This is a genomic window from Streptomyces sp. NPDC033177 (genome assembly GCF_055577715.1).
In genome coordinates this window covers 404,537-424,669 of record NZ_JBVIPS010000007.1, presented here as the reverse complement: position 1 = coordinate 424,669, position 20,133 = coordinate 404,537, and the positions used below count along the sequence as shown (strand labels likewise).

Annotated in this window: 19 protein-coding genes; 10 read left to right on the top strand and 9 right to left on the bottom strand. The window is 70.6% G+C overall.

The window, feature by feature from the left end; all coding sequences use genetic code 11:
• The first annotated feature begins 51 nt into the window (after positions 1–51).
• The 3 genes from ACZ5U5_RS25730 to ACZ5U5_RS25720 all read left to right on the top strand — a co-directional run bounded on the left by ACZ5U5_RS25730 (position 52) and on the right by ACZ5U5_RS25720 (position 4,182).
• Complete coding sequence (locus tag ACZ5U5_RS25730) at positions 52–1,440, top strand: aldehyde dehydrogenase family protein (protein ID WP_469025830.1); 1,389 nt, start codon at positions 52–54, stop codon at positions 1,438–1,440.
• A gap of 35 nt (positions 1,441–1,475) precedes the next feature.
• The gene (locus ACZ5U5_RS25725; RefSeq protein WP_469025827.1) at positions 1,476–2,558 is read left to right on the top strand and encodes a Zn-dependent alcohol dehydrogenase; all 1,083 of its coding nucleotides are present in this window, start codon (positions 1,476–1,478) and stop codon (positions 2,556–2,558) included.
• Positions 2,559–2,817: 259 nt separating this feature from the next.
• The gene (locus ACZ5U5_RS25720) at positions 2,818–4,182 is read left to right on the top strand and encodes an MFS transporter (protein WP_469025825.1); all 1,365 of its coding nucleotides are present in this window, start codon (positions 2,818–2,820) and stop codon (positions 4,180–4,182) included.
• Here the strand turns inward: ACZ5U5_RS25720 and ACZ5U5_RS25715 are convergent.
• Complete coding sequence (locus tag ACZ5U5_RS25715) at positions 4,148–5,191, bottom strand: urea transporter (RefSeq protein WP_469025822.1); 1,044 nt, start codon at positions 5,189–5,191, stop codon at positions 4,148–4,150. The genes ACZ5U5_RS25720 and ACZ5U5_RS25715 overlap by 35 nt on opposite strands.
• A gap of 97 nt (positions 5,192–5,288) precedes the next feature.
• Positions 5,289–5,963, bottom strand: a complete 675-nt coding sequence (locus ACZ5U5_RS25710; RefSeq protein WP_469025820.1) for a TetR/AcrR family transcriptional regulator — start codon at positions 5,961–5,963, stop codon at positions 5,289–5,291.
• 97 nt (positions 5,964–6,060) lie between these two features.
• Here ACZ5U5_RS25710 and ACZ5U5_RS25705 point away from each other — a divergent pair, with 97 nt between their 5' ends.
• From ACZ5U5_RS25705 to ACZ5U5_RS25695, 3 genes are all read left to right on the top strand, one after another.
• Positions 6,061–7,212, top strand: coding sequence for an acyl-CoA dehydrogenase family protein (locus ACZ5U5_RS25705; RefSeq protein ID WP_469025817.1), 1,152 nt, complete (start codon positions 6,061–6,063; stop codon positions 7,210–7,212).
• Between the two features lie 86 nt (positions 7,213–7,298).
• Positions 7,299–7,595 carry a YiaA/YiaB family inner membrane protein gene (locus tag ACZ5U5_RS25700; RefSeq protein WP_469025815.1) on the top strand — a complete coding sequence of 99 codons (297 nt, stop codon included), beginning with the start codon at positions 7,299–7,301 and terminating at the stop codon, positions 7,593–7,595.
• 69 nt (positions 7,596–7,664) lie between these two features.
• Entirely contained in the window at positions 7,665–8,297 is a 633-nt protein-coding gene (locus ACZ5U5_RS25695; RefSeq protein WP_363210803.1) for a TetR/AcrR family transcriptional regulator, read from the top strand.
• Positions 8,298–8,314: 17 nt separating this feature from the next.
• Here the strand turns inward: ACZ5U5_RS25695 and ACZ5U5_RS25690 are convergent, their stop codons facing one another.
• Positions 8,315–8,779, bottom strand: coding sequence for a MaoC family dehydratase (locus tag ACZ5U5_RS25690; protein WP_363210804.1), 465 nt, complete (start codon positions 8,777–8,779; stop codon positions 8,315–8,317).
• 116 nt (positions 8,780–8,895) lie between these two features.
• Between ACZ5U5_RS25690 and soxR the strand changes: the two genes are divergently transcribed.
• On the top strand, positions 8,896–9,363 hold the full coding sequence (gene soxR, locus ACZ5U5_RS25685) for a redox-sensitive transcriptional activator SoxR (protein ID WP_469025812.1): 468 nt from the start codon (positions 8,896–8,898) through the stop codon (positions 9,361–9,363).
• On the opposite strand, the gene ACZ5U5_RS25680 is transcribed toward soxR, so the two are convergent.
• Both ACZ5U5_RS25680 and ACZ5U5_RS25675 read right to left on the bottom strand, forming a co-directional pair.
• Positions 9,320–10,666, bottom strand: a complete 1,347-nt coding sequence (locus tag ACZ5U5_RS25680) for a uracil-xanthine permease family protein (RefSeq protein WP_469025809.1) — start codon at positions 10,664–10,666, stop codon at positions 9,320–9,322. The genes soxR and ACZ5U5_RS25680 overlap by 44 nt on opposite strands.
• Before the next feature lie 4 nt (positions 10,667–10,670).
• Positions 10,671–11,810: an aryl-sulfate sulfotransferase gene (locus ACZ5U5_RS25675; RefSeq protein ID WP_469025807.1), complete on the bottom strand. Its 1,140-nt coding sequence runs from the start codon at positions 11,808–11,810 to the stop codon at positions 10,671–10,673.
• A gap of 107 nt (positions 11,811–11,917) precedes the next feature.
• On the opposite strand from ACZ5U5_RS25675, the gene ACZ5U5_RS25670 reads away from it, so the two are divergent.
• On the top strand, positions 11,918–12,508 hold the full coding sequence (locus ACZ5U5_RS25670) for a helix-turn-helix domain-containing protein (RefSeq protein ID WP_469025805.1): 591 nt from the start codon (positions 11,918–11,920) through the stop codon (positions 12,506–12,508).
• A gap of 41 nt (positions 12,509–12,549) precedes the next feature.
• Here the strand turns inward: ACZ5U5_RS25670 and ACZ5U5_RS25665 are convergent, their stop codons facing one another.
• Both ACZ5U5_RS25665 and ACZ5U5_RS25660 read right to left on the bottom strand, forming a co-directional pair.
• Positions 12,550–13,632, bottom strand: coding sequence for an RNA ligase (ATP) (locus ACZ5U5_RS25665; protein WP_469025803.1), 1,083 nt, complete (start codon positions 13,630–13,632; stop codon positions 12,550–12,552).
• 139 nt (positions 13,633–13,771) lie between these two features.
• On the bottom strand, positions 13,772–14,494 hold the full coding sequence (locus ACZ5U5_RS25660; RefSeq protein WP_469025800.1) for a 3-keto-5-aminohexanoate cleavage protein: 723 nt from the start codon (positions 14,492–14,494) through the stop codon (positions 13,772–13,774).
• Between the two features lie 62 nt (positions 14,495–14,556).
• On the opposite strand from ACZ5U5_RS25660, the gene ACZ5U5_RS25655 reads away from it, so the two are divergent.
• Positions 14,557–15,075 carry a hypothetical protein gene (locus tag ACZ5U5_RS25655; protein ID WP_469025797.1) on the top strand — a complete coding sequence of 173 codons (519 nt, stop codon included), beginning with the start codon at positions 14,557–14,559 and terminating at the stop codon, positions 15,073–15,075.
• 33 nt (positions 15,076–15,108) lie between these two features.
• On the opposite strand, the gene ACZ5U5_RS25650 is transcribed toward ACZ5U5_RS25655, so the two are convergent.
• Positions 15,109–15,717 carry a hypothetical protein gene (locus tag ACZ5U5_RS25650; RefSeq protein WP_469025794.1) on the bottom strand — a complete coding sequence of 203 codons (609 nt, stop codon included), beginning with the start codon at positions 15,715–15,717 and terminating at the stop codon, positions 15,109–15,111.
• 239 nt (positions 15,718–15,956) lie between these two features.
• Here ACZ5U5_RS25650 and ACZ5U5_RS25645 point away from each other — a divergent pair, with 239 nt between their 5' ends.
• A complete protein-coding gene (locus ACZ5U5_RS25645; RefSeq protein ID WP_469025791.1) occupies positions 15,957–18,785 on the top strand; it encodes a penicillin acylase family protein in 2,829 nt (942 codons plus the stop codon).
• A gap of 11 nt (positions 18,786–18,796) precedes the next feature.
• On the opposite strand, the gene ACZ5U5_RS25640 is transcribed toward ACZ5U5_RS25645, so the two are convergent.
• Positions 18,797–20,077, bottom strand: a complete 1,281-nt coding sequence (locus ACZ5U5_RS25640) for a serine-threonine protein kinase (protein ID WP_469025788.1) — start codon at positions 20,075–20,077, stop codon at positions 18,797–18,799.
• Positions 20,078–20,133: the final 56 nt, after the last annotated feature.

The following is a 20,133-nucleotide window of genomic DNA, read 5'->3' as shown; positions in this document are numbered from 1 at the left end:
AGCGCTAGTTTGGGACGCGGACGAGGTGTGGACGACTACTTGAGGAGTGCGATGAAGGCCCACGACGGCATGTACATCGGCGGCGCCTGGCGGCCCGCCGTCGGCACGGACACGATCACGGTCCTGAACCCGGCCGACGAGCAGCCGATCGGTCAGGTCCCGGCAGGCACGGCACAGGACGTCGACGCGGCGGTGCGCGCCGCCCGCGAGGCCTTCCCCGGCTGGGCGGCGACCCCGCCCGCCGAGCGCGGCGCGCTCATCGGCGCGCTCCGCGACCAGCTGGTCGCCCGCAAGGACGAGATCGCCGAGACGGTGACGGCGGAACTCGGCTCGCCGCTCCCGTTCTCGCAGATGGTGCACGCGGGCGTACCGATCCTGGTCTCCGGCTCGTACGCGGAGCTCGCCGCGACGTACGCCTTCGAGGAGAAGATCGGCAACTCCACGGTCTACATGGAGCCGGTCGGCGTGGTCGGCGCGATCACCCCCTGGAACTACCCCCTCCACCAGATCGTCAACAAGGTCGCCCCCGCGCTGGCCGCGGGCTGCACGGTGGTCCTGAAGCCCGCCGAGGACACCCCGCTCACCGCCCAGCTCTTCGCCGAGGCGGCGCACGAGGCGGGCCTCCCCGCCGGTGTCTTCAACCTGGTCACCGGGCTCGGCCCGGTCGCCGGACAGGCGCTCGCCGAGCACGAGGACGTCGACCTCGTCTCCTTCACCGGCTCGACGGCGGTCGGCAAGCAGATCGGCGCGACCGCGGGCGCGGCCGTCAAGCGCGTCGCCCTGGAGCTCGGCGGCAAGTCCGCCAACGTCATCCTGCCGAGCGCCGACCTGGCCAAGGCGGTGAACGTCGGCGTCGCGAACGTCATGTCCAACTCCGGCCAGACGTGCAGCGCGTGGACCCGCATGCTGGTGGACTCCGAGCGGTACGACGAGGCGGTCGCGCTCGCGTCGGCCGCCGCGGTCAAGTACGGCTCGCGCATCGGCCCCGTCGTCAACGCCAAGCAGCAGGCGCGGGTGCGGGGCTACATCGACAAGGGCGTCGAGGAAGGCGCACGCGTGGTGGCCGGCGGCTCCGAAGTTCCGCGCGAGCAGGGCTACTTCGTCCAGCCGACGGTCTTCGCCGACGTCACCCCTCAGATGACGATCGCCCAGGAGGAGATCTTCGGCCCGGTCGTCTCGATCATCCGGTACGAGGACGAGGATGACGCCCTGCGGATCGCCAACGGCACCGTGTACGGGCTCGCGGGCGCGGTCTGGGCGGCCGACGACGCGGAGGCGGTCGCCTTCGCCCGCCGCATGGACACGGGTCAGGTCGACATCAACGGCGGCAGCTTCAACCCCCTCGCCCCCTTCGGCGGTTACAAGCAGTCGGGGGTGGGCCGCGAGCTGGGCCCGCACGGGCTCGCCGAGTACCTCCAGACGAAGTCCCTCCAGTTCTGATCCCTTCCCACCCGCCTCTCAAGGAGTACGTCACCGTGGTCCGCGCCGCCGTTCTGCCCGCCGTCGGTTCTCCGCTGGAGATCACCGAGATCGACCTGCCCGAGCCGGGTCCAGGCCAGGTGCGGGTGCGCCTCGCCGCCGCCGGGGTCTGCCACTCCGACCTGTCCCTGACCAACGGCACGATGCGGGTGCCCGTGCCCGCCGTGCTCGGGCACGAGGGCGCGGGGACGGTCGTGTCCGTGGGAGAGGGGGTCACGCATGTCGCCCCCGGCGACGGTGTCGTCCTCAACTGGGCCCCCTCCTGCGGCAGTTGTCACCCCTGCTCGCTCGGCGAGGTGTGGCTGTGCGTGAACGCCCTTGCCGGTGCCGCCGACGTGTACGCCCGCCGCGCCTCGGACGGCGCGGACCTCCACCCCGGCCTGAACGTCGCCGCGTTCGCCGAGGAGACGGTCGTGGCGGGCAACTGCGTGCTGCCCGCCCCGGACGGCGTCCCGCTGACCGACGCCGCCCTCCTCGGCTGCGCCGTGCTCACCGGCTACGGCGCCGTGCACCACTCCGCGAAGGTGCGCGAGGGCGAGACGGTGGCGGTCTTCGGTGTCGGGGGAGTGGGCCTCGCGACGCTCCAGGCGGCTCGGATCGCCGGTGCCTCGCGGATCATCGCGGTCGATGTGTCCCCGGAGAAGGAGGAGTTGGCGCGGTCGGCCGGAGCGACGGAGTACGTGGTCGCCTCCGAGAAGACGCCCAAGGACATCCGCAGTCTCACCGGCGGCCAGGGCGTGGACGTGGCCGTGGAATGCGTGGGCCGCGCGGCGACGATCCGCACGGCCTGGGAGTCCACGCGGCGCGGCGGGCGTACGACGGTGGTCGGCATCGGCGGCAAGGACCAGCAGGTCACCTTCAACGCCCTGGAGATCTTCCACTGGGGGCGGACGCTTTCCGGGTGCGTGTACGGGAACTCCGACCCGGCGGTGGACCTGCCGGTCCTCGCCGATCACATCCGGGCCGGGCGCTTCGATCTGAGTGGCCTGGTGACGGACCGGATTGCCCTGGACGGCATCCCGGCGGCCTTCGAGAACATGGTCGCGGGGAAGGGCGGGCGGGCGTTGGTGGTGTTTTAGTCCCCGACCCCGCCCCTTCCCGAAAACCGTGCCTCCGCCCCGGACCTGGCTGGGGCTCCGCCCCGGACCCCGTACAAGATGTCCTCAAACGCCGGACGGGCTGAATCTTGCAGCCGTCCGGCGTTTGAGGACCGGGGGTCTGGGGCGGAAAGAAACCCTCTGATCGAACCGTTGACCACATACCCACCGGTCGGTACGGTCCCTGCAACCACACGCCCACCCCCCGTCCCGTCCCCGGACCCACCGGAGTGTGCACCGCATGGACCCCGCACCGTCCGCCCCCACGGCGGCCCCCCACCCCGAATCCGCTCAGCCGGCGACCCCGGCGGATCCCCACCGCCGCAAGGTGGCCACCGCGGCCGCCCTCGCCTCGGCCGTCGAGTGGTACGACTACTTCGTCTTCGGTATCGCGGCCGCCCTCGTCCTGGGCGACCTGTACTTTCCCTCCGGCAGCTCCTCCGCCGGAGTGCTCGCCGCGTTCGCGACCTTCGCCGTCGGCTTCCTGGCCCGCCCCATCGGCGGCATCATCGCCGGGCACCTCGGCGACAAGCGTGGCCGCAAGCCCATGCTGGTCCTCGCCCTGACCCTGATGGGCCTCTCCACCACGGGCATCGGCCTGCTCCCCACGTACGAGACGGTCGGCATCGCCGCGCCGATCCTCCTCGTCACCCTCCGCGTGTTCCAGGGCATCGCGGTCGGCGCGCAGTGGGGCGGCGCGATGCTGATGGCCACCGAGTACGCCCCCGAGGGCAAGCGCGGCCTCTACGGCAGCCTGGTCCAACTCGGCGTGCCCATCGGCGTGGTGACCGCCAACACGGTCTTCCTGATCGCCGGTGCCGTCACCAGCGAGAGCACCTTCGAGTCGTGGGGATGGAGGGTGCCCTTCATGGTCGGGCTCCTCGTCCTGGTGCTCGCCTGGTACATCCACACCCGCGTGGAGGAGACCCCGGAGTTCCGTGAGGCGGAGAAGGCCCTCGCGGAGAAGGAGAAGGCCCAGAAGGGCGCGGGCGGCGAAGGGGGCAACTCGCCCCTGCGCACCATCCTGCGCCACCACCTGGGCACCGTCTTCCTGGCGGGCGGCTCGTTCGCGGTGAACACCGCGACCTTCTACATCATCATCACCGGCGTCCTCGACTACACCACCCGCGAACTCGACATGAAGCGCAGCGCGGTCCTCACCGTCTCGCTCTGCGTCAGCCTCACCCAACTCGCCCTGATCCCGGCGTCAGCCGCGCTCTCCGACCGCATCGGACGACTGAAGATCTACGCTCTGGGCGCCGCGGGGCTCGCGGTCTGGGCGGTGCCGATGTTCCTGCTCATCGACACCGGTTCGCTGCTGTGGCTGGCCGTCGGGACCTTCGTCACCAGTTGTTTCCTCAGCATCATGTACGGGCCGCAGGCCGCCCTGTTCGCGGAGCTGTTCACCGCCGAGATGCGCTACACGGGAGCCTCGCTCGGCTACCAGATCGCGGCCGTGTTCGGCGGCGGGCTCGCGCCCTTCGTGATGGTGCTGCTCCTGGAGGCGACGGGCACCTCGATGGCCGTCTCCGCGTACATCATCGGCCTCGCGGTGATCGCCCTGATCTCCATCAAGGTGCTTGCGGGGCGGGCGAGTTCCCGCTGACGGGGGCGCTCGTGACCGGTTGTGGCACCGTCTTCGCCGACGGAGCCGCAACCGGTTCGCCCAGGCGTGAGAAGGACTTGGCCGCGGCCAGGAAGGCGAGAGTCGTCAGCACGAACGGCCAGGTGAACGCGTGCCCGCCGGACGGCGTGAGGAGCGCCGTCAGCGCTGAACCCGCGAGGGTCGCCGTGGCGGCGCCGACGAGCGCGTAGACGAGCGTCATGCCCCGGAAGGGCAGGAAGACGCCGCACAGCGCGAGCGCCACAAGGACCGCGTTGTATCCCATCGTGCCGTCGGCGATCCGCGCGGTCGGCGCCCCGAGCGCGACCGCCGTGCCGATGCCGGTCAGGCTGCCGAGGCATGCCACGGCCCCCGCGCGACGGCTCGCGACGAAGAGACCCACGAGCAGGATCGCGCCGACGTACCACTGCGGCATGAAGAAGATCTGGGCGAAGCCCGCGAAGAACCCGCGCGCCAGATCGACGAGCTGGAGCGCCGTCGGACCACTCGCCGCCTGTGTCAGCGCCGCCGGGTCGACCCGGTGGTGCCAGACCCGCTCGAAGTCGGGTGCGGCGATCGTCGTCGCGCTCGCGAGCAGGCAGTACGGGAGTGTCAGCGAGGGCAGCCCCCAGACGGCGAGGAGGTTCACGGCCGCCGCCGTCACCACCGTGACCACCACGCAGCCCGCGAGGGCGAGTACGGCCGTGGACAGATACCCGGCTCCGAGGAACACCGCGAAGCACAGTGCGGTGAGGCAGGCGTTGAATCCTTCGAGCCCCGTCGAGACGCGGTCGTGCGCCGCCCCGAGGAGCCGCGCGGTCCCCGTGCCGACGGCCGTGCCCGCGATCCCGTAGAGGCCGTACTGCCATCCCGCCGCGAAGAGCGCCACGCAGAAGACGGCGCCCGCCGCCGCGCTCGGCAGGAAGGTGACCTGCGCCTGACCGCGCAGAACGTGAACGGCGAAGGGCAGGGCCCGAAGTGGCAGGCTCTTGGCATCCGTTGAGTGCCGCACGGCTCACTCCCGTGTTACGTCCATGTTTCCCCCGACAAGGCAGTTGCACCTTACATCTACCTGCCGGATCACATCTACCTGCCGGATGACCTGACCTCTACTGGCCGGAGTGCGGCGACACCGAGGCGCGTTCTGCCGCCACCTGCGCGTACTGCAGCGCCAGCCCGTCGAGCAGTGCCTGCAGGCCGGTCTCGAAGGCGCGCTCGTCGATCTCCTGCTGGCGGTCGGCGAGGAGGTGGGCCTGGCCCAGGTGCGGATAGTCGGCCGGGTCGTAGGCGGTCGCGTCGTCCACGAAGCCGCCGGCGAAGGAGCCGAGCGCCGAACCCATGATGAAGTACCGCATCAGCGCGCCGATCGAGGTGGCCTGCGCGGCGGGCCAGCCCGCGTCGACCATCGCCCCGAACACCGCGTCCGCGAGGCGCAGTCCGGCCGGGCGCCGGCCGGGGCCGCTCGCGAGCACCGGAACGATGTTGGGGTGCAGGGTGAGCGCCGCGCGGTACGAGACGGCCCAGTCGTGCAGCGCCGTCCGCCAGTCACGAGCGTCGGCGGCCTCGAACATCGACAGATCGACCTGGGCGCTCACCGAGTCCGCGACCGCCTCCAGGATCTCGTCCTTCGTGCGGAAGTGGTTGTAGAGCGAGGGTCCGCTGACCCCGAGCTCAGCGGCGAGTCGGCGTGTCGATACGGCGGCGAGGCCCTCGGCGTCCACGAGCGCGCGCGCCGTCTCGACGATGCGTTCTCTGCTGAGGAGGGGCTTGCGCGGTCGGGCCATGCGGCACATAGTAGGGCTGCCGCAGTAAACTAGCAGTGCTAATTTAAATCTGGTCCGAGAACCGTGCCGACGAGTCGACCCGAAGAGGTGCCACGCGATGAACCTGGAGCTCAGCGAGGAGCAGTCCGCCGTCCGGCAGCTGGCGAAGGACTTCGTGGCCCGCGAGATCGCGCCCCACGTCATCGAGTGGGACCGCGCCGAGAGCGTCGACCGCTCGATCGTGAAGAAGCTCGGCGAGGTCGGCTTCCTCGGGCTCACCGTCGACGAGGAGTACGGCGGCTCGGGCGGCGACCACCTCGCCTACTGCCTGGTGACCGAGGAGCTGGGGCGCGGCGACTCGTCCGTGCGCGGCATCGTGTCGGTCTCCCTCGGCCTGGTGGCCAAGACCATCGCGTACTGGGGGAGCGAGGAGCAGAAGCGGCAGTGGCTGCCGGGCCTCACCTCCGGCGAGCTCGTCGGGTGCTTCGGGCTCACCGAGCCGGGCACCGGGTCCGACGCGGGGAACCTCTCGACGAAAGCCGTGCGCGATGGCGGCGACTACGTCGTCAACGGCTCCAAGATGTTCATCACGAACGGCACCTGGGCCGATGTCGTGCTGCTCTTCGCGCGGACGAGCGACGCCCCCGGGCACAAGGGCGTCTCCGCCTTCCTCGTGCCGACGGACACCCCCGGCCTGAGCCGCCGCACCATCCACGGCAAGCTCGGCCTGCGCGGCCAGGCCACCGCCGAGCTGGTTCTGGAGGACGTCCGTGTCCCGGCGTCGGCCATGATGGCGCCCGAGGGCAAGGGCTTCTCGGTGGCCATGTCGGCGCTCGCCAAGGGGCGGATGTCGGTCGCCGCCGGCTGCGTGGGCATCGCCCAGGCCGCCCTGGACGCGGCCGTGACGTACGCGACCGAGCGCGAGCAGTTCGGCAAGGCCATCGCGGGGCACCAGCTGGTGCAGGAGCTGATCAGCGACATCGCGGTGGACGTGGACGCCGCGCGCCTGCTGACCTGGCGGGTCGCCGACCTCATCGACCGCGGGCAGCCCTTCGCCACGGAGTCCTCCAAGGCCAAGCTGTTCGCCTCCGAGGCCGCGGTGCGCGCCGCCAACAACGCCCTCCAGGTCTTCGGCGGCTACGGCTACATCGACGAGTACCCCGCGGGCAAGCTGCTGCGTGACGCGCGCGTGATGACGCTCTACGAAGGCACGAGCCAGATCCAGAAGCTGGTCATCGGACGGGCGCTCACCGGGATCTCGGCCTTCTGAGCACGGCATCCCGCCGTGCGGGCTGAGTACGTGACCTGAGTACGGCAACGGATGTGGCGCGGCCGCTCCCGGGCGAAGCTCTGACCATGAGTGAGACACCGGCACCGGTCAAGCAGCAGAACAGCACCGCCTACTACGGTCAGGCCGTCGCGTCGTTCGCCGTGGCGCTCGCCGCCGTGGCGATCGGCGTCTACAGCCTCGACGTCAGCGGCTGGATCCGCGCCTTCCTCGCCATCTCCGTCCTGTACCTGACGACCTCCGCGTTCACCCTCGCCAAGGTGATCAGGGACCGGCAGGAGGCGGACCAGCTCGTCAGCCGTGTCGACCAGGCCCGCCTGGAGAAGATTCTGGCCGAACACGACCCGTTCAAGCCGGTGGCCTGACCGGCGTCCTAAGCGCTTGCTCACCGTCAGGGGTATGGTGTCCCTCCCGACCGGCGGAAGGAGTGGGCGATGAGCACGGCGGAGCAGACCGAGGGCGATGACCTGCCATGGGGCGAGGTCACGCCTGATGCGGCGCGGCGGCTGCTGATCGCCGCCGTCGAGGCCTTCGCCGAGCGTGGGTACCACGCGACGACGACCCGGGACATCGCCGGCCGCGCCGGCATGAGCCCTGCGGCGCTCTACATCCACTACAAGACCAAGGAAGAGCTGCTCCACCGCATCAGCCGGATCGGCCACGACAAGGCCCTGCGCGTCCTGCGCACCGCGGCCGACGGTCCGGGCGGCGCGGCGGAGCGGCTCGCCGACGCCGTACGGTCCTTCGTGCGCTGGCACGCCGACCATCACACCACCGCCCGCGTGGTCCAGTACGAGCTGGACGCGCTCGGCGAGGAACACCGCACGGAGATCGTCGCGCTGCGCCGGCAGTCGGACGCCGCCGTGCGGGACATGATCAACGACGGGGTGCGGGACGGGGAGTTCGACGTCCCCGACGTGCCGGGCACCACCCTTGCCGTGCTCTCGCTCTGCATCGACGTGGCCCGCTGGTTCAACGTCGCGGGCACCCGGACGCCCGACGAGGTCGGCGCGCTCTACGCCGACCTCGTGCTGCGGATGGTGGGGGCCAAGAAGCAGGACTCCTGAGCCCCCGGGGGCCCGGCTCAGAAGTAGTAGCGGGAGACCGACTCCGCGACGCAGGCGGGCTTCTCGCTGCCCTCGCGCTCGACGGTGACCACGGCGGTGACCTGGACGCCGCCGTCCTTGGTCGGCTCGACCTCCTTGAGCACGGCGGTCGCCCGCACCCGGGAGCCCGAGGGCACCGGCGAGGGGAAGCGGACCTTGTTGGTGCCGTAGTTGACGCCCATCTTCATGCCCTCGACGCGCATGACCTCCGGCACCAGGCTCGGCAGCAGCGACAGCGTCAGATAGCCGTGCGCGATGGTCGTCTTGAAGGGGCCCTGTGCCGCCTTCTCCGCGTCCACATGGATCCACTGGTGGTCGCCCGTGGCGTCGGCGAACAGGTCGATCCGCTTCTGGTCGACCTCCAGCCACTCGCTGTGCCCGAGCTGCTCGCCGACCCCGGCGCGCAGGTCGTCGGCCGACGCGAAGATCCTCGGCTCTGCCATGTCCCTGGCCTCCTCAAAATGTACGAACTAAGCGGTTGCTCAGCATCCTGCGTATGCCGACGTGTGTCAACGGACCGGTCATCGCGGGCGGCGGATCTGCCATTAGGGTTGGAGGGGTGCCCCAGATCCCAGAGAAGATCCACGAGCTCACGGTCGGCCAGCTCTCGGCCCGCAGCGGCGCCGCCGTCTCCGCCCTGCACTTCTACGAGACCAAGGGCCTGATCACCAGCCGCCGCACCTCGGGCAACCAGCGCCGCTATCACCGTGACGCGCTGCGCCGCGTCGCCTTCGTCCGCGCCGCCCAGCGCGTCGGCATCCCGCTCGCCACGATCCGCGAGGCCCTCGACTCGCTTCCCGAGGAGCGCACCCCGACGCGCGAGGACTGGGCGCGCCTCTCGGAGGACTGGCGCTCCGAACTGGACGAGCGGATCAAGCAGTTGGGGCGCCTGCGCGATCACCTCACCGACTGCATCGGCTGTGGCTGCCTCTCCCTGGAGAACTGCGTGCTCTCCAACCCGGACGACGTCTTCGGTGAACGCCTCACCGGCTCCCGTCTGTTGGCGGAGCGCCGGACTCAGTCGTGACGTCGGGCGTGACCTCGGGCATGGACTCAGTCGTGGCCTCGGGCCGGTCGCGCGGCCCCAGGTGGCGGAAGGTGACGCTCAGGATCACCGCGGCGAGCGCTCCCGCGGCCACTCCGCTGCCGAAGACGGTGTGCGCCCAGGGCGGCAGCGGCGCGTACAGGCCCGGGGTCATCACCGGCAGCAGCCCCACGACCAGGGCGAGAGCCACCACGACGCTGTCGGCGCCGTGCGTGAGGTCGACCCGGGACAGCATGCTGAAGCCGAGGACGGCGATCACCGCGTAGATCACCAGGCCCGCCGCGCCGACCACCGGCTCTGGGATGGCCGCGAGAAGGCGCGTCAGCGGGGTCAGCAGACCGCAGACGACGAGCAGCACGCCCGCGCCCGCCGTGACGAACCTGCTGCGTACGCGCGTCAGTTGGACGATGCCGATGTTCTCGGCGCTCGTCACCATCAAGGACGTGCCGAAGACACCGGCGCCCAGCGACACGAGCGCGTCGGCGCGGGCGATGCGCGGCACGTCCCGGCCCGCGTCCGGGGTGCGGCCGACCGCCTCGCTGTTGAGCACGGTCTGGCCGGTGGCCTCGGCGAGCGAGGCGAGCGCGAAGACAAGCAGCGGGATCGCCGCGAGCAGGTCGAAGCGCGGGGCGCCGTAAGGGAAGGGGTCCGGCAGCGCGAACGCGGCGCCGGAGGCGAGATGGATGTCCGTGCCGAGCAGCAGCGCGATGGCGGTGCCGCCCACGAGGCCGAAGAGCACCGCCATCTGCCGCCAGACGCCCCGCAGGACGAGGAAGAGGAGTGCGATGACGCCGAGTGTCGCGAAGCCGGGCCCTGGTCCCGACGCCACCATCGGCGCCGTCACCTTGATCATGTTGATGCCGATCAGGACGACCGTCGTCCCCATCACCAGGGGCGGGAACAGCCGCACCACGCGTCCGTAGAAGGGCAGTACGCAGATCAGGAACACCCCGGCGATCAGCACGGAGCCAGATGCCGTCGCGGCCCCGTACTCCTTCCCGATCTGCAGGAAGATCGCCACCGCCGCCCCGCCCGGCAGCATCAGGAACGGCAGCCGGGCGCCGACCCGCAGCGCCCGCACCCCGAGCGACTGGAGCAGCGCCCCGATGCCGCACAGCACCAGCGTGGCGCTGAGCAGCGAGGCCGTCTGGGCGGTGGTCAGCCGCAGCGTCGTACCGATCAGGATCACCGAGGAGACGGGCGCGGCGATCCCGGCGAGGAGGTGCTGGAGGGCGAGCGGTGCGAGGCGCGGCAGCGGGAGGCGCTCGTCGACGGCGGCCACCACGGGCTCAGCCCTTCGCTGGTGCGGGAGCCGGGGTGAGCCAGGGCAGTTCGGATGCGGCGTAACGATAGGCGCGGAAGACGGCGTTGGGCTCCGACGGGAAGAGTTTGCGGACCTCTTCCTCCTCGTAGCCGCCGAAGAACGGCACGACGTACTCCCAGCAGAGATAGCCGTCCGCGGTGACCTCGAAGAGGCGGCCGGCGGGGGAGTCGGTGATGAGGGTGTTGCCGTTGGGGAGGCGCTGGGCGCTGCCCATGAACGGCGCGAAGAACGACTCGCGGGCCGGGTCGTGGTACTCCCAGACGACCTTGCCGCTGGACCGCTCGATCTCGATGACGCGGCTGAACGGCACGTCCCAGTGCGGCCGGAAGACGCCGTTGTCGAAGACGAGGAAGTTGCCGTTCTCCAGCTCGGTCGGGCAGTGCTGCTGGGAGACGACGCCGGGCTCCGAGCGCCAGATGATGTCGCCCGTCTCACGGGATATGACGACGACGGCGGAGACCGAGCGGAAGCTGGCGAGGATGTTGCCGTCGCTCGTCGGCAGGACGCTGTTGATCAGCGGGTAGTGCTCGCGGGCGTAGTCGGGGTGGAGCGGGAAGTCCGCGCGGCCGAGGTGCTCGGAGACCTTCCACTCCCAGGTGGTGTTCCCCTCGGCGTCCACCTCGACGATGGTGTCGGCCCAGATCGTGCCGCCGTCGGCCTCGGATCCGGGCACACCGCCGCGTACGGCTGCCGCGTCCGCGCCGGTCAGGGGCTCAAGTGCCGTGTAGAGGAGCCGCCCGTCGCCGTAGTGGTGCGCGTCGTGGTGCTGGAAGCGGTCGCGGTGCTCGCGCAGGACCGTGCCGTCCGGGGCGATCTCCTGCATGATCCCGCCGCGGTACTTGTGCCACATGGGGAAGAGCGCGGGCTCGTCGGGGAGTACGCCGCTGTAGGCGAGGTTGCCGTTCGGCAGGATCCGCGCGTGCCGTCCCGGGCGGTGCGGGAGGTTCCACCGGTGGGCGGTCTCGCCGTGGGCGTCGATGAGGTAGACCTCGCCGCTTCCGGTGAGCGGTGCGAAGAGGGTGTAGCCGCCGTAACTGGCTTCTTCGTCCAAGGCCATCAGGCCGGTGCCGCGGCGGCGGCGCTGATTCTGGTCCACGCGGGTCATGGAAGTCCCGTCCTCTCGGTCCGGTTCACTCAGGGTCGTTCGACTGCGCTCACTTAACTTTCTTAAGTGGTGCCGAAGAGATTAACCCGACGGATAGGCTGAGGGACATGGGTAAGAGTGAGGAAAGTGCGGCGGGCGTCCCGCAGGTCGGTCCCGGGATCCGCAGGCTCCGCCGGGCCCTTGACCTGACGCTGGCGGACGTGGCGGCGCGGGCGGGGGTCTCGGCGCCCTTCCTCAGCCAGGTGGAGAACGGCCGCTCCCGGCCGAGCATGGGATCTTTGCAGCGCATCGCCGACGCCCTGGACACCACAGCCGTCCAGCTCCTCGCCTCGGCGGACCCGCCGAAGCCGGTGGACGTGGTGCGCGGAGACTCGGCCTCGGTGGGCGAGGGCAAGGATGACCGGGAGGCCCGGATGCGTCCGCTGGTCCGCGGCCACCAGCGGCTGCACGCACTGGAGTTCACCGGGGATCACGACTGGGGCCGCGAGTACCGCCACCGCAACGACGAGATCCTCTACGTGGCCGACGGCTCGGCCGAGGTGGAGGCGGACGGCTCCGTGTACTGCCTGGACCGCGGGGACACGCTGTACTGCGCGGCGGAACTACCGCACCGCTGGCGTCCGTTGGAGGAGGGGACGCGGGTGCTGGTGGTGGGGATCGCTGACGGGGTACGGGTGACGGACGAGAGGGGCCACTGAGATGGCCGCCTGCCCGTCCGCCCGGTCGGTCGCCCCGGGGGTCACTCGAACTCCGTGCCGCCCTTCCTCGTCAGATAGGCCGCGCTGACCGCCTTGGCGATGGCGCGGCCGCCGGTCACGGGGGAGTACCGCTCGACCGCGGGCCGGATCACGACACCCTCGCGCAGATGCAGGGCGCGCCCCGACACCGTCTCGCGCCCGGAGGCCACCTCCAGGACGTGCTCGGCGTCGTACGGGCCCTCGTACAGACGCGGCACCAGGGGGAGACGGTCCTGGAGCAAGGACACCGGGTCCAGCCACCGGACTTCGCCGTCGATCTCTGCGCTCACGTCGAAGACCGCGTAGCCGAGCGTCTCGCGGCGCCCGTCCGCGCCGTACGTCAGGTCCTGGACCCCGGCTCCGTACACCTCCCCGAAGATCCCGACCCGTCGCGCGCCGAGCCGCTCGGCCAGGGTGGCGGCCGCGGCCGCGACTCCGTGACCGTGGACCGCGCGCCAGTACAGATTGCGCGCATCCTCCTGCAGGGCAAGAGACTTGGCCCCAAAGCCCTTCGACGAGACATAGGTGCGGCCACCCGCGCCCTCACCCTCTCCCGCCACGTAGGTCAGCAGGCAGGCGGAACCGTGCAGCTTCTCCGTGAGGACCACCGGCTCGCCGGGCGCGAAGATGTCCGGGTGGCGCTGGATGTTCTCGATGTCCACCCAGGGCAGCAGATCGGGTGCGGCCTCGACGTCGCCGCTCATGGTGGGCGGTATCGGCGGCACCCACTTCACGACACCGAGCCGGTCCGCGAAGTCCGTGCCCTCCGCCGCGGCCCGCGCCAGATCCACCTGAGCGAGCGCCCGCGGCCGGCACACGATGCCCTGCGACAGCTCGCCCCGCAGCCGTACCGCCTTCACCCGGTCCGCCTTGCCGCCCGCAAGCCGCCCGGTGAGCCCCAGCTCCTCGATCAACTCGGCGGGCAGCACGGCCTGTTCGGGAATGTAGAGCGCTGTGTCCCCGCTTCGATAGACGCCCTTGGCGACGACCGCGCGGTACAGGCCCACCTGGGCCAGTTCGAGGGCGTCGGCGTTGGGATGCTCGTGGATGGTCAGCACTTCGGCGGTGACGCGCAGCGTCGACATGGGACGGACTCCTGGGTTCTACGTGCCGCGTGGACACGGGATCACGACTGTCATCGACGCCAACTCTGCCGACGGCAAAGCACTGGAGCGACCAAATATGCACCTGCTAACGTCACGCTCCCGGGCGCCGGGCCCGCCCTTACCGGGACGGCGTTCCGTACAGCGACAGTGCTGTCGACACCAACTGAGCGTTTGATTCCGCCCGTTCGCCGTCCGGCAGGAGCAGTGTGTCCTCCAGGCCGATGCGGGTGGCCAGGCCCAGGCGGCCCGCGAGGCGCAGTACGGGCCAGGTGCCGGCCTCCTCGCCGTGCAGCAGGACGGGGCGGTCGTGGGCCCGGCCGATCGCGGTGAGGAGGGCGCGGGCCGAGTCGCGGGCCGTGCCGGGGTCGGGGTCCGTCACCTCCGCGAGGACCCGCAGGACGCGCGGGCCGAGCGCCGACGCCATGAAGCGTTCCGTGCCGTCGGTGCCGGACCAGATGCCTGCCTCCACGCCCACGCCCCGGTCCATCAGCGCCTCGGCCACCGCTTCCGCCCCGGGCTCGTGCCAGTTCACCGACGCGTGGTCGGGCAGCACGGTCCACGCGCGGACGTGTGCCACACGCTCCCCGGGGTCGGGGTCGGTCCAGGCGCCCGTGGTCACCCCGACCGGTACGGACGTCACGGAACGGACCGCTTCCAGCGCGGCCGCAACCGCACGAGGCGACAAGGTGTCTTGCCCACAGGGGGACTTGGGGTGAACATGAACGTCCCGCGCGCCCGCCGCGACGGCCGCCGCCGCGGACTCGGCCATCGCCCCGGGAGACAGGGGGATCAACGCACCATCGCCCGCGCCGCGGGCGCCGTTCAGACATACCTGCATCACCACAGGACAGCACAGACGACGACACGAAGACGACACACAGACGACTCACAGGGGGTAGGCCGATGGGAATAGCCATCTGCTCGTTGCTGTGGAGTGCCGAGCGCTCGGGACGGCAGAAGATCACCTACGACAGCGACGGCTACCACCTCGTGCGTTTTCCGTACACGAGCACCGACGAGTCGTACGACCCGTGGCACATGCACGACCCCGGCAAAGGCGCCACCAGCCCGTCAGGTTTCCCGGATGCCCGGTCCGGGCTCATCTGGCCGAGCCACCACGGCTGGGGCACCCTGTCGGCGATGATCTTCTGGGAGCCGGACGGCCGGCCCACCGAGTACCGCGCGCGCTTCGTACGCGATCCACTCGGCCACTCCACCGGCTACGACTCGACGGCCACCACCGACTGGGTGCCCACCAGGGGCGGGCAGTACCGGACGCACATGTGGCAGATGTTCGTCCACCCGCAGACCCCGGTCGGCCTGAAGATGTCGGCGCGCGGCCCCGGCGACGTGAAGATCGCCGCACCGCTCATGTTCGCCGAGTTCAAGCTGGCCATACAGACGGACGTGGCGACGCCCTAGCCGCCGTACGCCCGCGGACGTTCCGGCCGGACGTCATGCCGAGACCAGCGGCCGTGCCCGCCGTGCCCGCGCCCTCGCCATCGCGGCGGGCGTGAGCACCGGGGCCGGCACGACGATGCCGCAGCCCGTGCAGACGGCGCCCGCGGAGGGCTCGTGCGCCAGGCCGTGCGTCCAGACCAGGTCGATGCGGTCACACACCGGGCAGACCGTGCCCGGTTCCCGCTCCAGCGCCGCGATCAGCCGCCGCAGCACCTCGGCGAGCGGTCCCGAGGGGTAAATGCCGGGATCGTCGCACCAGGCGACCCCGAACCCGCCCCAGGTGCACCGGTGCCAGTCGTCCACGCTGCCGGGCCGGCGGAGCCCGTCGTGCTTCTCCTTGCGGCGGCGCTCCGCGAAGTCCCGCTCGTAGGCGAGCCACACCGCACGCGCCGCCTCCAGTTCGTCGAGCGCGGCCACCAGCCGCGCCGGGTCGGGTGAGCGGTCCTCGGGCCCGAAGCCCGCCCGGGAGCACAAATGGTCCCAGGTCGCCCGGTGACCGTAAGGGGCGAACCGCTCCAGGCACTTGCGCAGTGAATACCGCCGCAGTGCCAAATCGCTCAGCGGATCGCGCACCTGTCTCGCGAGACTCCGGAATCCGGCCATCGCCCTGCACCTCCGTCGCACGTTCTCGGACGTTGCCGAGTAGACGTATCGACTTGCGATTCGGCTCCCTCGACTTCCCCTCTGATTTTCGATGGACGACATAAGACGGCGGTGAGCTGGAGCTATGTGCGCATATTGAAAAAGCGACGCATGTTCATCTTCCCGGTTCGGCAACCCGCCAGTAACCTCCGCCTCAACTCCACCCCACAGAAGCACAAGCGGAGCCCAGAGGAGCACACATGCGTCGACGCATCGTCCGGCTCAGAACCCTCACCGCCACTGCGGCGTTCGCCCTCGCCGCGTCCCTCCTCTCACCACAGCCGGGGACGGCAGCCGATGAGCCGCCACCGGTCACCGACTACTGCGAGGGGCAGTGTGCCGACGTGCTGCCGCCCGGCGCCAACGGCAACGCCACGCTCGCCGAAATACTCGCCCATCGCGTCTTCGGAACTCAGCCCAAGCACGCCGATGACCAGTTGGGTCCGTACGACGCCCTCTCCTCCGGCTATCCGTCACTCACCGACGGCAAACTGACGGAATTCTTCAACGACGCGTCCTTCGGCGTACGCGAAGGTCAGGTCGCCTCCGTCACCAGGCCGCGCGACGACGTGACGATCACCCGTGACAAGAAGTACGGCATCCCGCACATCAAGGGCTCCACGCGCTACGGCACCGAGTTCGGCGCGGGGTTCGCGGCCGGGCAGGACCGGCTCTGGCTCATCGACCTGTTCCGGCACATCGGCCGCGGCGAGCTGACCTCCTTCGCGGGCGGCGCGCTCGCCAACCAAGGCCTGGAGCAGCAGTTCTGGCCGCAGGCCCCGTACACGGAGAAGGACCTGGAGAAGCAGGTCGAGTACATCAGGTCGACGCAGGGCGAGCGCGGCAAGCAGGCCATGGAGGACGCCCAGGCCTACATCGACGGCCTCAACGCCTACCGCACGAAGTCGAAGAACGGCCGCTACTTCCCCGGGGAGTACGTCCTCACCGGCAAGATCGACGCGATCACCAACATCGGCGAGATAGAGCCCTTCAAGATCACCGACATGATCGCGCTCGCGTCCGTCGTCGGCGGCCTCTTCGGCAACGGCGGCGGCGGCGAGGTCGACGCGGCCCTCTCCCTCCTCAAGTCCCAGGAGAAGTACGGCGTCGAGAAGGGCACGAAGGTCTGGGAGTCCTTCCGCGCCCGCAACGACCCCGAGGCCGTCCAGACCGTCCACGACGGCACGAGCTTCCCGTACGCGGGCAAGCCGGAAAACGCCCGCGGCACCGCGATGCCCGACGCCGGTTCGGTCGAGCGCGAGCAGCTCGTGTACGACCGCGAGGGCGGCGCCAAGCCCACGTCCGGGGACAAGGCACCCAGGGATCCGGTGAAGGCGCCCAAGAAGCTCAAGCCGCTTCAGGGGATGTACGACGACGGGGTGCTGCCCGCCGACCTGTTCCGCCAGGACGGCCAGAAGAAGGGCATGTCGAACGCTCTCCTCGTCTCCGGGAAACACACCGCCAGCGGAAACCCGGTCGCCGTCTTCGGGCCGCAGACCGGCTACTTCGCCCCGCAGCTCCTGATGCAGCAGGAGCTGCAGGGCCCCGGCATCAGTGCCCGCGGCGTCTCCTTCGCGGGCGTCGGCATGTACGTCCAGCTGGGGCGCGGCCAGGACTACGCCTGGTCGGCCACCTCCGCCGGGCAGGACATCACGGACACGTACGCCGTCGAGCTCTGCGAGCCGGGTGGCGGCGCTCCCACCAAGCAGTCCACCCACTATCTCCACGACGGCACCTGCACCCCCATGGAGAAACTGGAGCGCAAGAACGCCTGGAAGCCGACCCTCGCCGACTCCACGGCCGCGGGCTCCTACCGTATGCAGGTGTTCCGCACGAAGTACGGCGTCGTGACGCACCGCGCGAGCGTCGAGGGCAAGCCCGTCGCATACGTCTCGCTGCGCTCCACCTACCGCCACGAGGCCGACTCGATCATCGGCTTCCAGATGCTGAACGACCCGACGTACGTCAAGGACGCGGCGACCTTCGAGAAGGCAGCCGACAACATCAGCTACGCCTTCAACTGGTTCTACGCCGACGCGCGCGACACCGCGTACTACAACAGCGGCGCCAACCCCGAGCGCGCGAAGGACATCGACCCGGCCCTGCCGGTCAAGGCCCAAAAGACCTACGAATGGCGGGACTTCGACCCGGAGAACAACACATCGGCACGGACCCCGTCGGCCGAGCACCCGCAGTCCGTCAACCAGGACTACTACATCTCCTGGAACAACAAGCAGGCCGAGGACTTCAGCACGGCGGGCTTCGGCGTGAGCGCCGTGCACCGCGGCGACCTGCTCGACGGACGGGTGAAGAAGCTCACCGAGGAAGGCGGCGTCACCCGGGCCAAGCTGACCCAGGCCATGTCCGAGGCGGCGGTCACCGACCTGCGCGGCGAACAAGTACTGCCCGAGCTGCTCAAGGTCGTCCGGAGCAAGCCAATCACCGACCCCCAACAGGCGAAGGCCGTCCAGCAGTTGGAAGCCTGGCACAGGGCCGGTGCGCAGCGTAACCAGACGGCGGCGGGCTCAAAGACCTACGCCCACCCCGACGCCGTACGCATCATGGACGCCTGGTGGCCCCTGCTGATCGAGGCGCAGTTCAAGCCGGGCCTGGGCAAGGAGCTGTACGAGGCGCTGACGGCGCAGCTGAGCACCGACGAGGCACCGTCGGCCGGGCACGGCCCGACCGGGGCGCACGCCGGATCGGCCTTCCAGTACGGCTGGTGGGGTTACGCCGACAAGGATCTGCGGGCCGTGCTCGGGCAGCCCGTGGAAGGCGCGCTCGGGGACACGTACTGCGGCGAGGGGAAGCTGGACGCCTGCCGTGACGCGCTCCTGGCCACCCTGACACAGGCCGTGGCCAAGCCCGCGACCGAGGTCTATCCCGGCGACGACAGCTGCAAGCCGGGCGAGCAGTGGTGCGCGGACTCGATCATCCACCGGGCGCTCGGCGGCATCACGCACGGGCCGGTCCAGTGGCAGAACCGGCCCACCTACCAGCAGGTCGTCGAGTTCCCCAAGCACCGCTAGACAAAAGGGAGTTACGCCAGCGGGATCCGCCCTGCGGCGAACACGACACGCGCCAGCTCCTCGTGGCAGATGTCGCTGTGCGCGCCGGAGGGCGGACCCCCGCGCCGCACCACCGCCGACGCGTCCACGCTCACGCACCCCTTGGCCGGGATCGCCCGGCCCAGCTTGACGCGTCTGGCGCCGTCCACCGCCCGGATGCCGTCGTACCCGATGGCACCCCAGCGCTCCCAGAGGCCGAGGAAGGTCGAGGAGTCACCGGCGATCTTCGACGCCAGGGGATAGATCTTGCCCAGGGCGTCGTCGTGCCGGGAGTAGCAGGACACCAGCGGCCCGTCGATCCGCCGCTGCACGCCGTTGAGCGCGCCGCTGCGCGAGGGCGCGTGCGGCAGCCGCTTGGAGAACGCGTAGTGCGAGAAGGCGCCTTGGAGCAGGGTCGTGGACTTCACGCTGCGCACCGGCGCCGGCATCCCGCGCAGGGCGTACGACACGAGCCGTGCGCCGAAGCTGTGCCCGATGAGGTGCACCCGTACGTTCGGCGCCTCCCGGGCGAGCAGTCCGATCGCGGGGCCGAGCCCCAGCTGCCCCACGGAGCCCGCCCGGCGTTTCATGGCGTAGTAGCTGGCCTGGCGCAGAAGTTCGTGCGCCCCGTTCCAGAGGCGCGTGCGCAGACTGCCGAAGAGCTCCTGCTGGCCGGTGCCCTCCATCGCCGCGGCGAACACCTGGCACACCTCGACCGCGTCGTCGGTCAGCATGGCGGGCAGGCCCGCCCAGGTGTCGTTGGCGAAGCGCCACGCGGCGCTGTTCTGGTGCACGGCCACCAGGTTGCGCACGAGGCGGCTGTACTCGTAGAGGCGCGTGGGCACCTCGGAGCGCTCCTCAAGGAGTGCCCCGATCCGCCGCAGGTCGTCCTCGTGATCGGGGAACGTGCGGGTGAGCAGCAGCCGCGTCGGCTCGTCAAGGAGGGGCCCCGCGCCCGGCACGGGCCCCGGCCCGGCGGCCGTGACCGAGGGCTCGAAGTCCGGGATCGGCTCGTCGGGGAAGCGGATGGCGGGCCAGAGCACGCCCATGTATCCCAGGCGTACGCGCGGTCCCGCGAGGTCCCGGCACGGTGTGAAGAACCGTCGGTAGAGGTCGGTGGCCATGTCTTGGTCGTTGTTCCAGCCGTGCGCGAGGACGAGGAGATCGGTGACGTTCTCGTCGGCCACCTCGGCGAGGAGATGGTCGCGTTGCTCGGTGTCGACATCCCCGTCGGCGTCGAAGGTCAGTTCCCAGTAGGGCTCCACGCGGACCATCGTCCTGCGGCCCCGGTGTACTGACCAGATGTCCCGCAGCACGCATTGGGACAGGC

What these genes read in the sequence shown, in the direction of transcription:
- ACZ5U5_RS25730 (WP_469025830.1), top strand. Translation starts at nt 52, where the DNA reads ATGAAGGCCCACGACGGCATGTACATCGGCGGCGCCTGGCGGCCCGCC.
- ACZ5U5_RS25720 (WP_469025825.1), top strand. Translation starts at nt 2,818, where the DNA reads ATGGACCCCGCACCGTCCGCCCCCACGGCGGCCCCCCACCCCGAATCC.
- ACZ5U5_RS25710 (WP_469025820.1), bottom strand. Translation starts at nt 5,963, where the DNA reads ATGGCCCGACCGCGCAAGCCCCTCCTCAGCAGAGAACGCATCGTCGAG.
- ACZ5U5_RS25705 (WP_469025817.1), top strand. Translation starts at nt 6,061, where the DNA reads ATGAACCTGGAGCTCAGCGAGGAGCAGTCCGCCGTCCGGCAGCTGGCG.
- ACZ5U5_RS25700 (WP_469025815.1), top strand. Translation starts at nt 7,299, where the DNA reads ATGAGTGAGACACCGGCACCGGTCAAGCAGCAGAACAGCACCGCCTAC.
- ACZ5U5_RS25695 (WP_363210803.1), top strand. Translation starts at nt 7,665, where the DNA reads ATGAGCACGGCGGAGCAGACCGAGGGCGATGACCTGCCATGGGGCGAG.
- ACZ5U5_RS25690 (WP_363210804.1), bottom strand. Translation starts at nt 8,779, where the DNA reads ATGGCAGAGCCGAGGATCTTCGCGTCGGCCGACGACCTGCGCGCCGGG.
- ACZ5U5_RS25675 (WP_469025807.1), bottom strand. Translation starts at nt 11,810, where the DNA reads ATGACCCGCGTGGACCAGAATCAGCGCCGCCGCCGCGGCACCGGCCTG.
- ACZ5U5_RS25670 (WP_469025805.1), top strand. Translation starts at nt 11,918, where the DNA reads ATGGGTAAGAGTGAGGAAAGTGCGGCGGGCGTCCCGCAGGTCGGTCCC.
- ACZ5U5_RS25665 (WP_469025803.1), bottom strand. Translation starts at nt 13,632, where the DNA reads ATGTCGACGCTGCGCGTCACCGCCGAAGTGCTGACCATCCACGAGCAT.
- ACZ5U5_RS25655 (WP_469025797.1), top strand. Translation starts at nt 14,557, where the DNA reads ATGGGAATAGCCATCTGCTCGTTGCTGTGGAGTGCCGAGCGCTCGGGA.
- ACZ5U5_RS25650 (WP_469025794.1), bottom strand. Translation starts at nt 15,717, where the DNA reads ATGGCCGGATTCCGGAGTCTCGCGAGACAGGTGCGCGATCCGCTGAGC.
- ACZ5U5_RS25645 (WP_469025791.1), top strand. Translation starts at nt 15,957, where the DNA reads ATGCGTCGACGCATCGTCCGGCTCAGAACCCTCACCGCCACTGCGGCG.
- ACZ5U5_RS25640 (WP_469025788.1), bottom strand. Translation starts at nt 20,077, where the DNA reads ATGGTCCGCGTGGAGCCCTACTGGGAACTGACCTTCGACGCCGACGGG.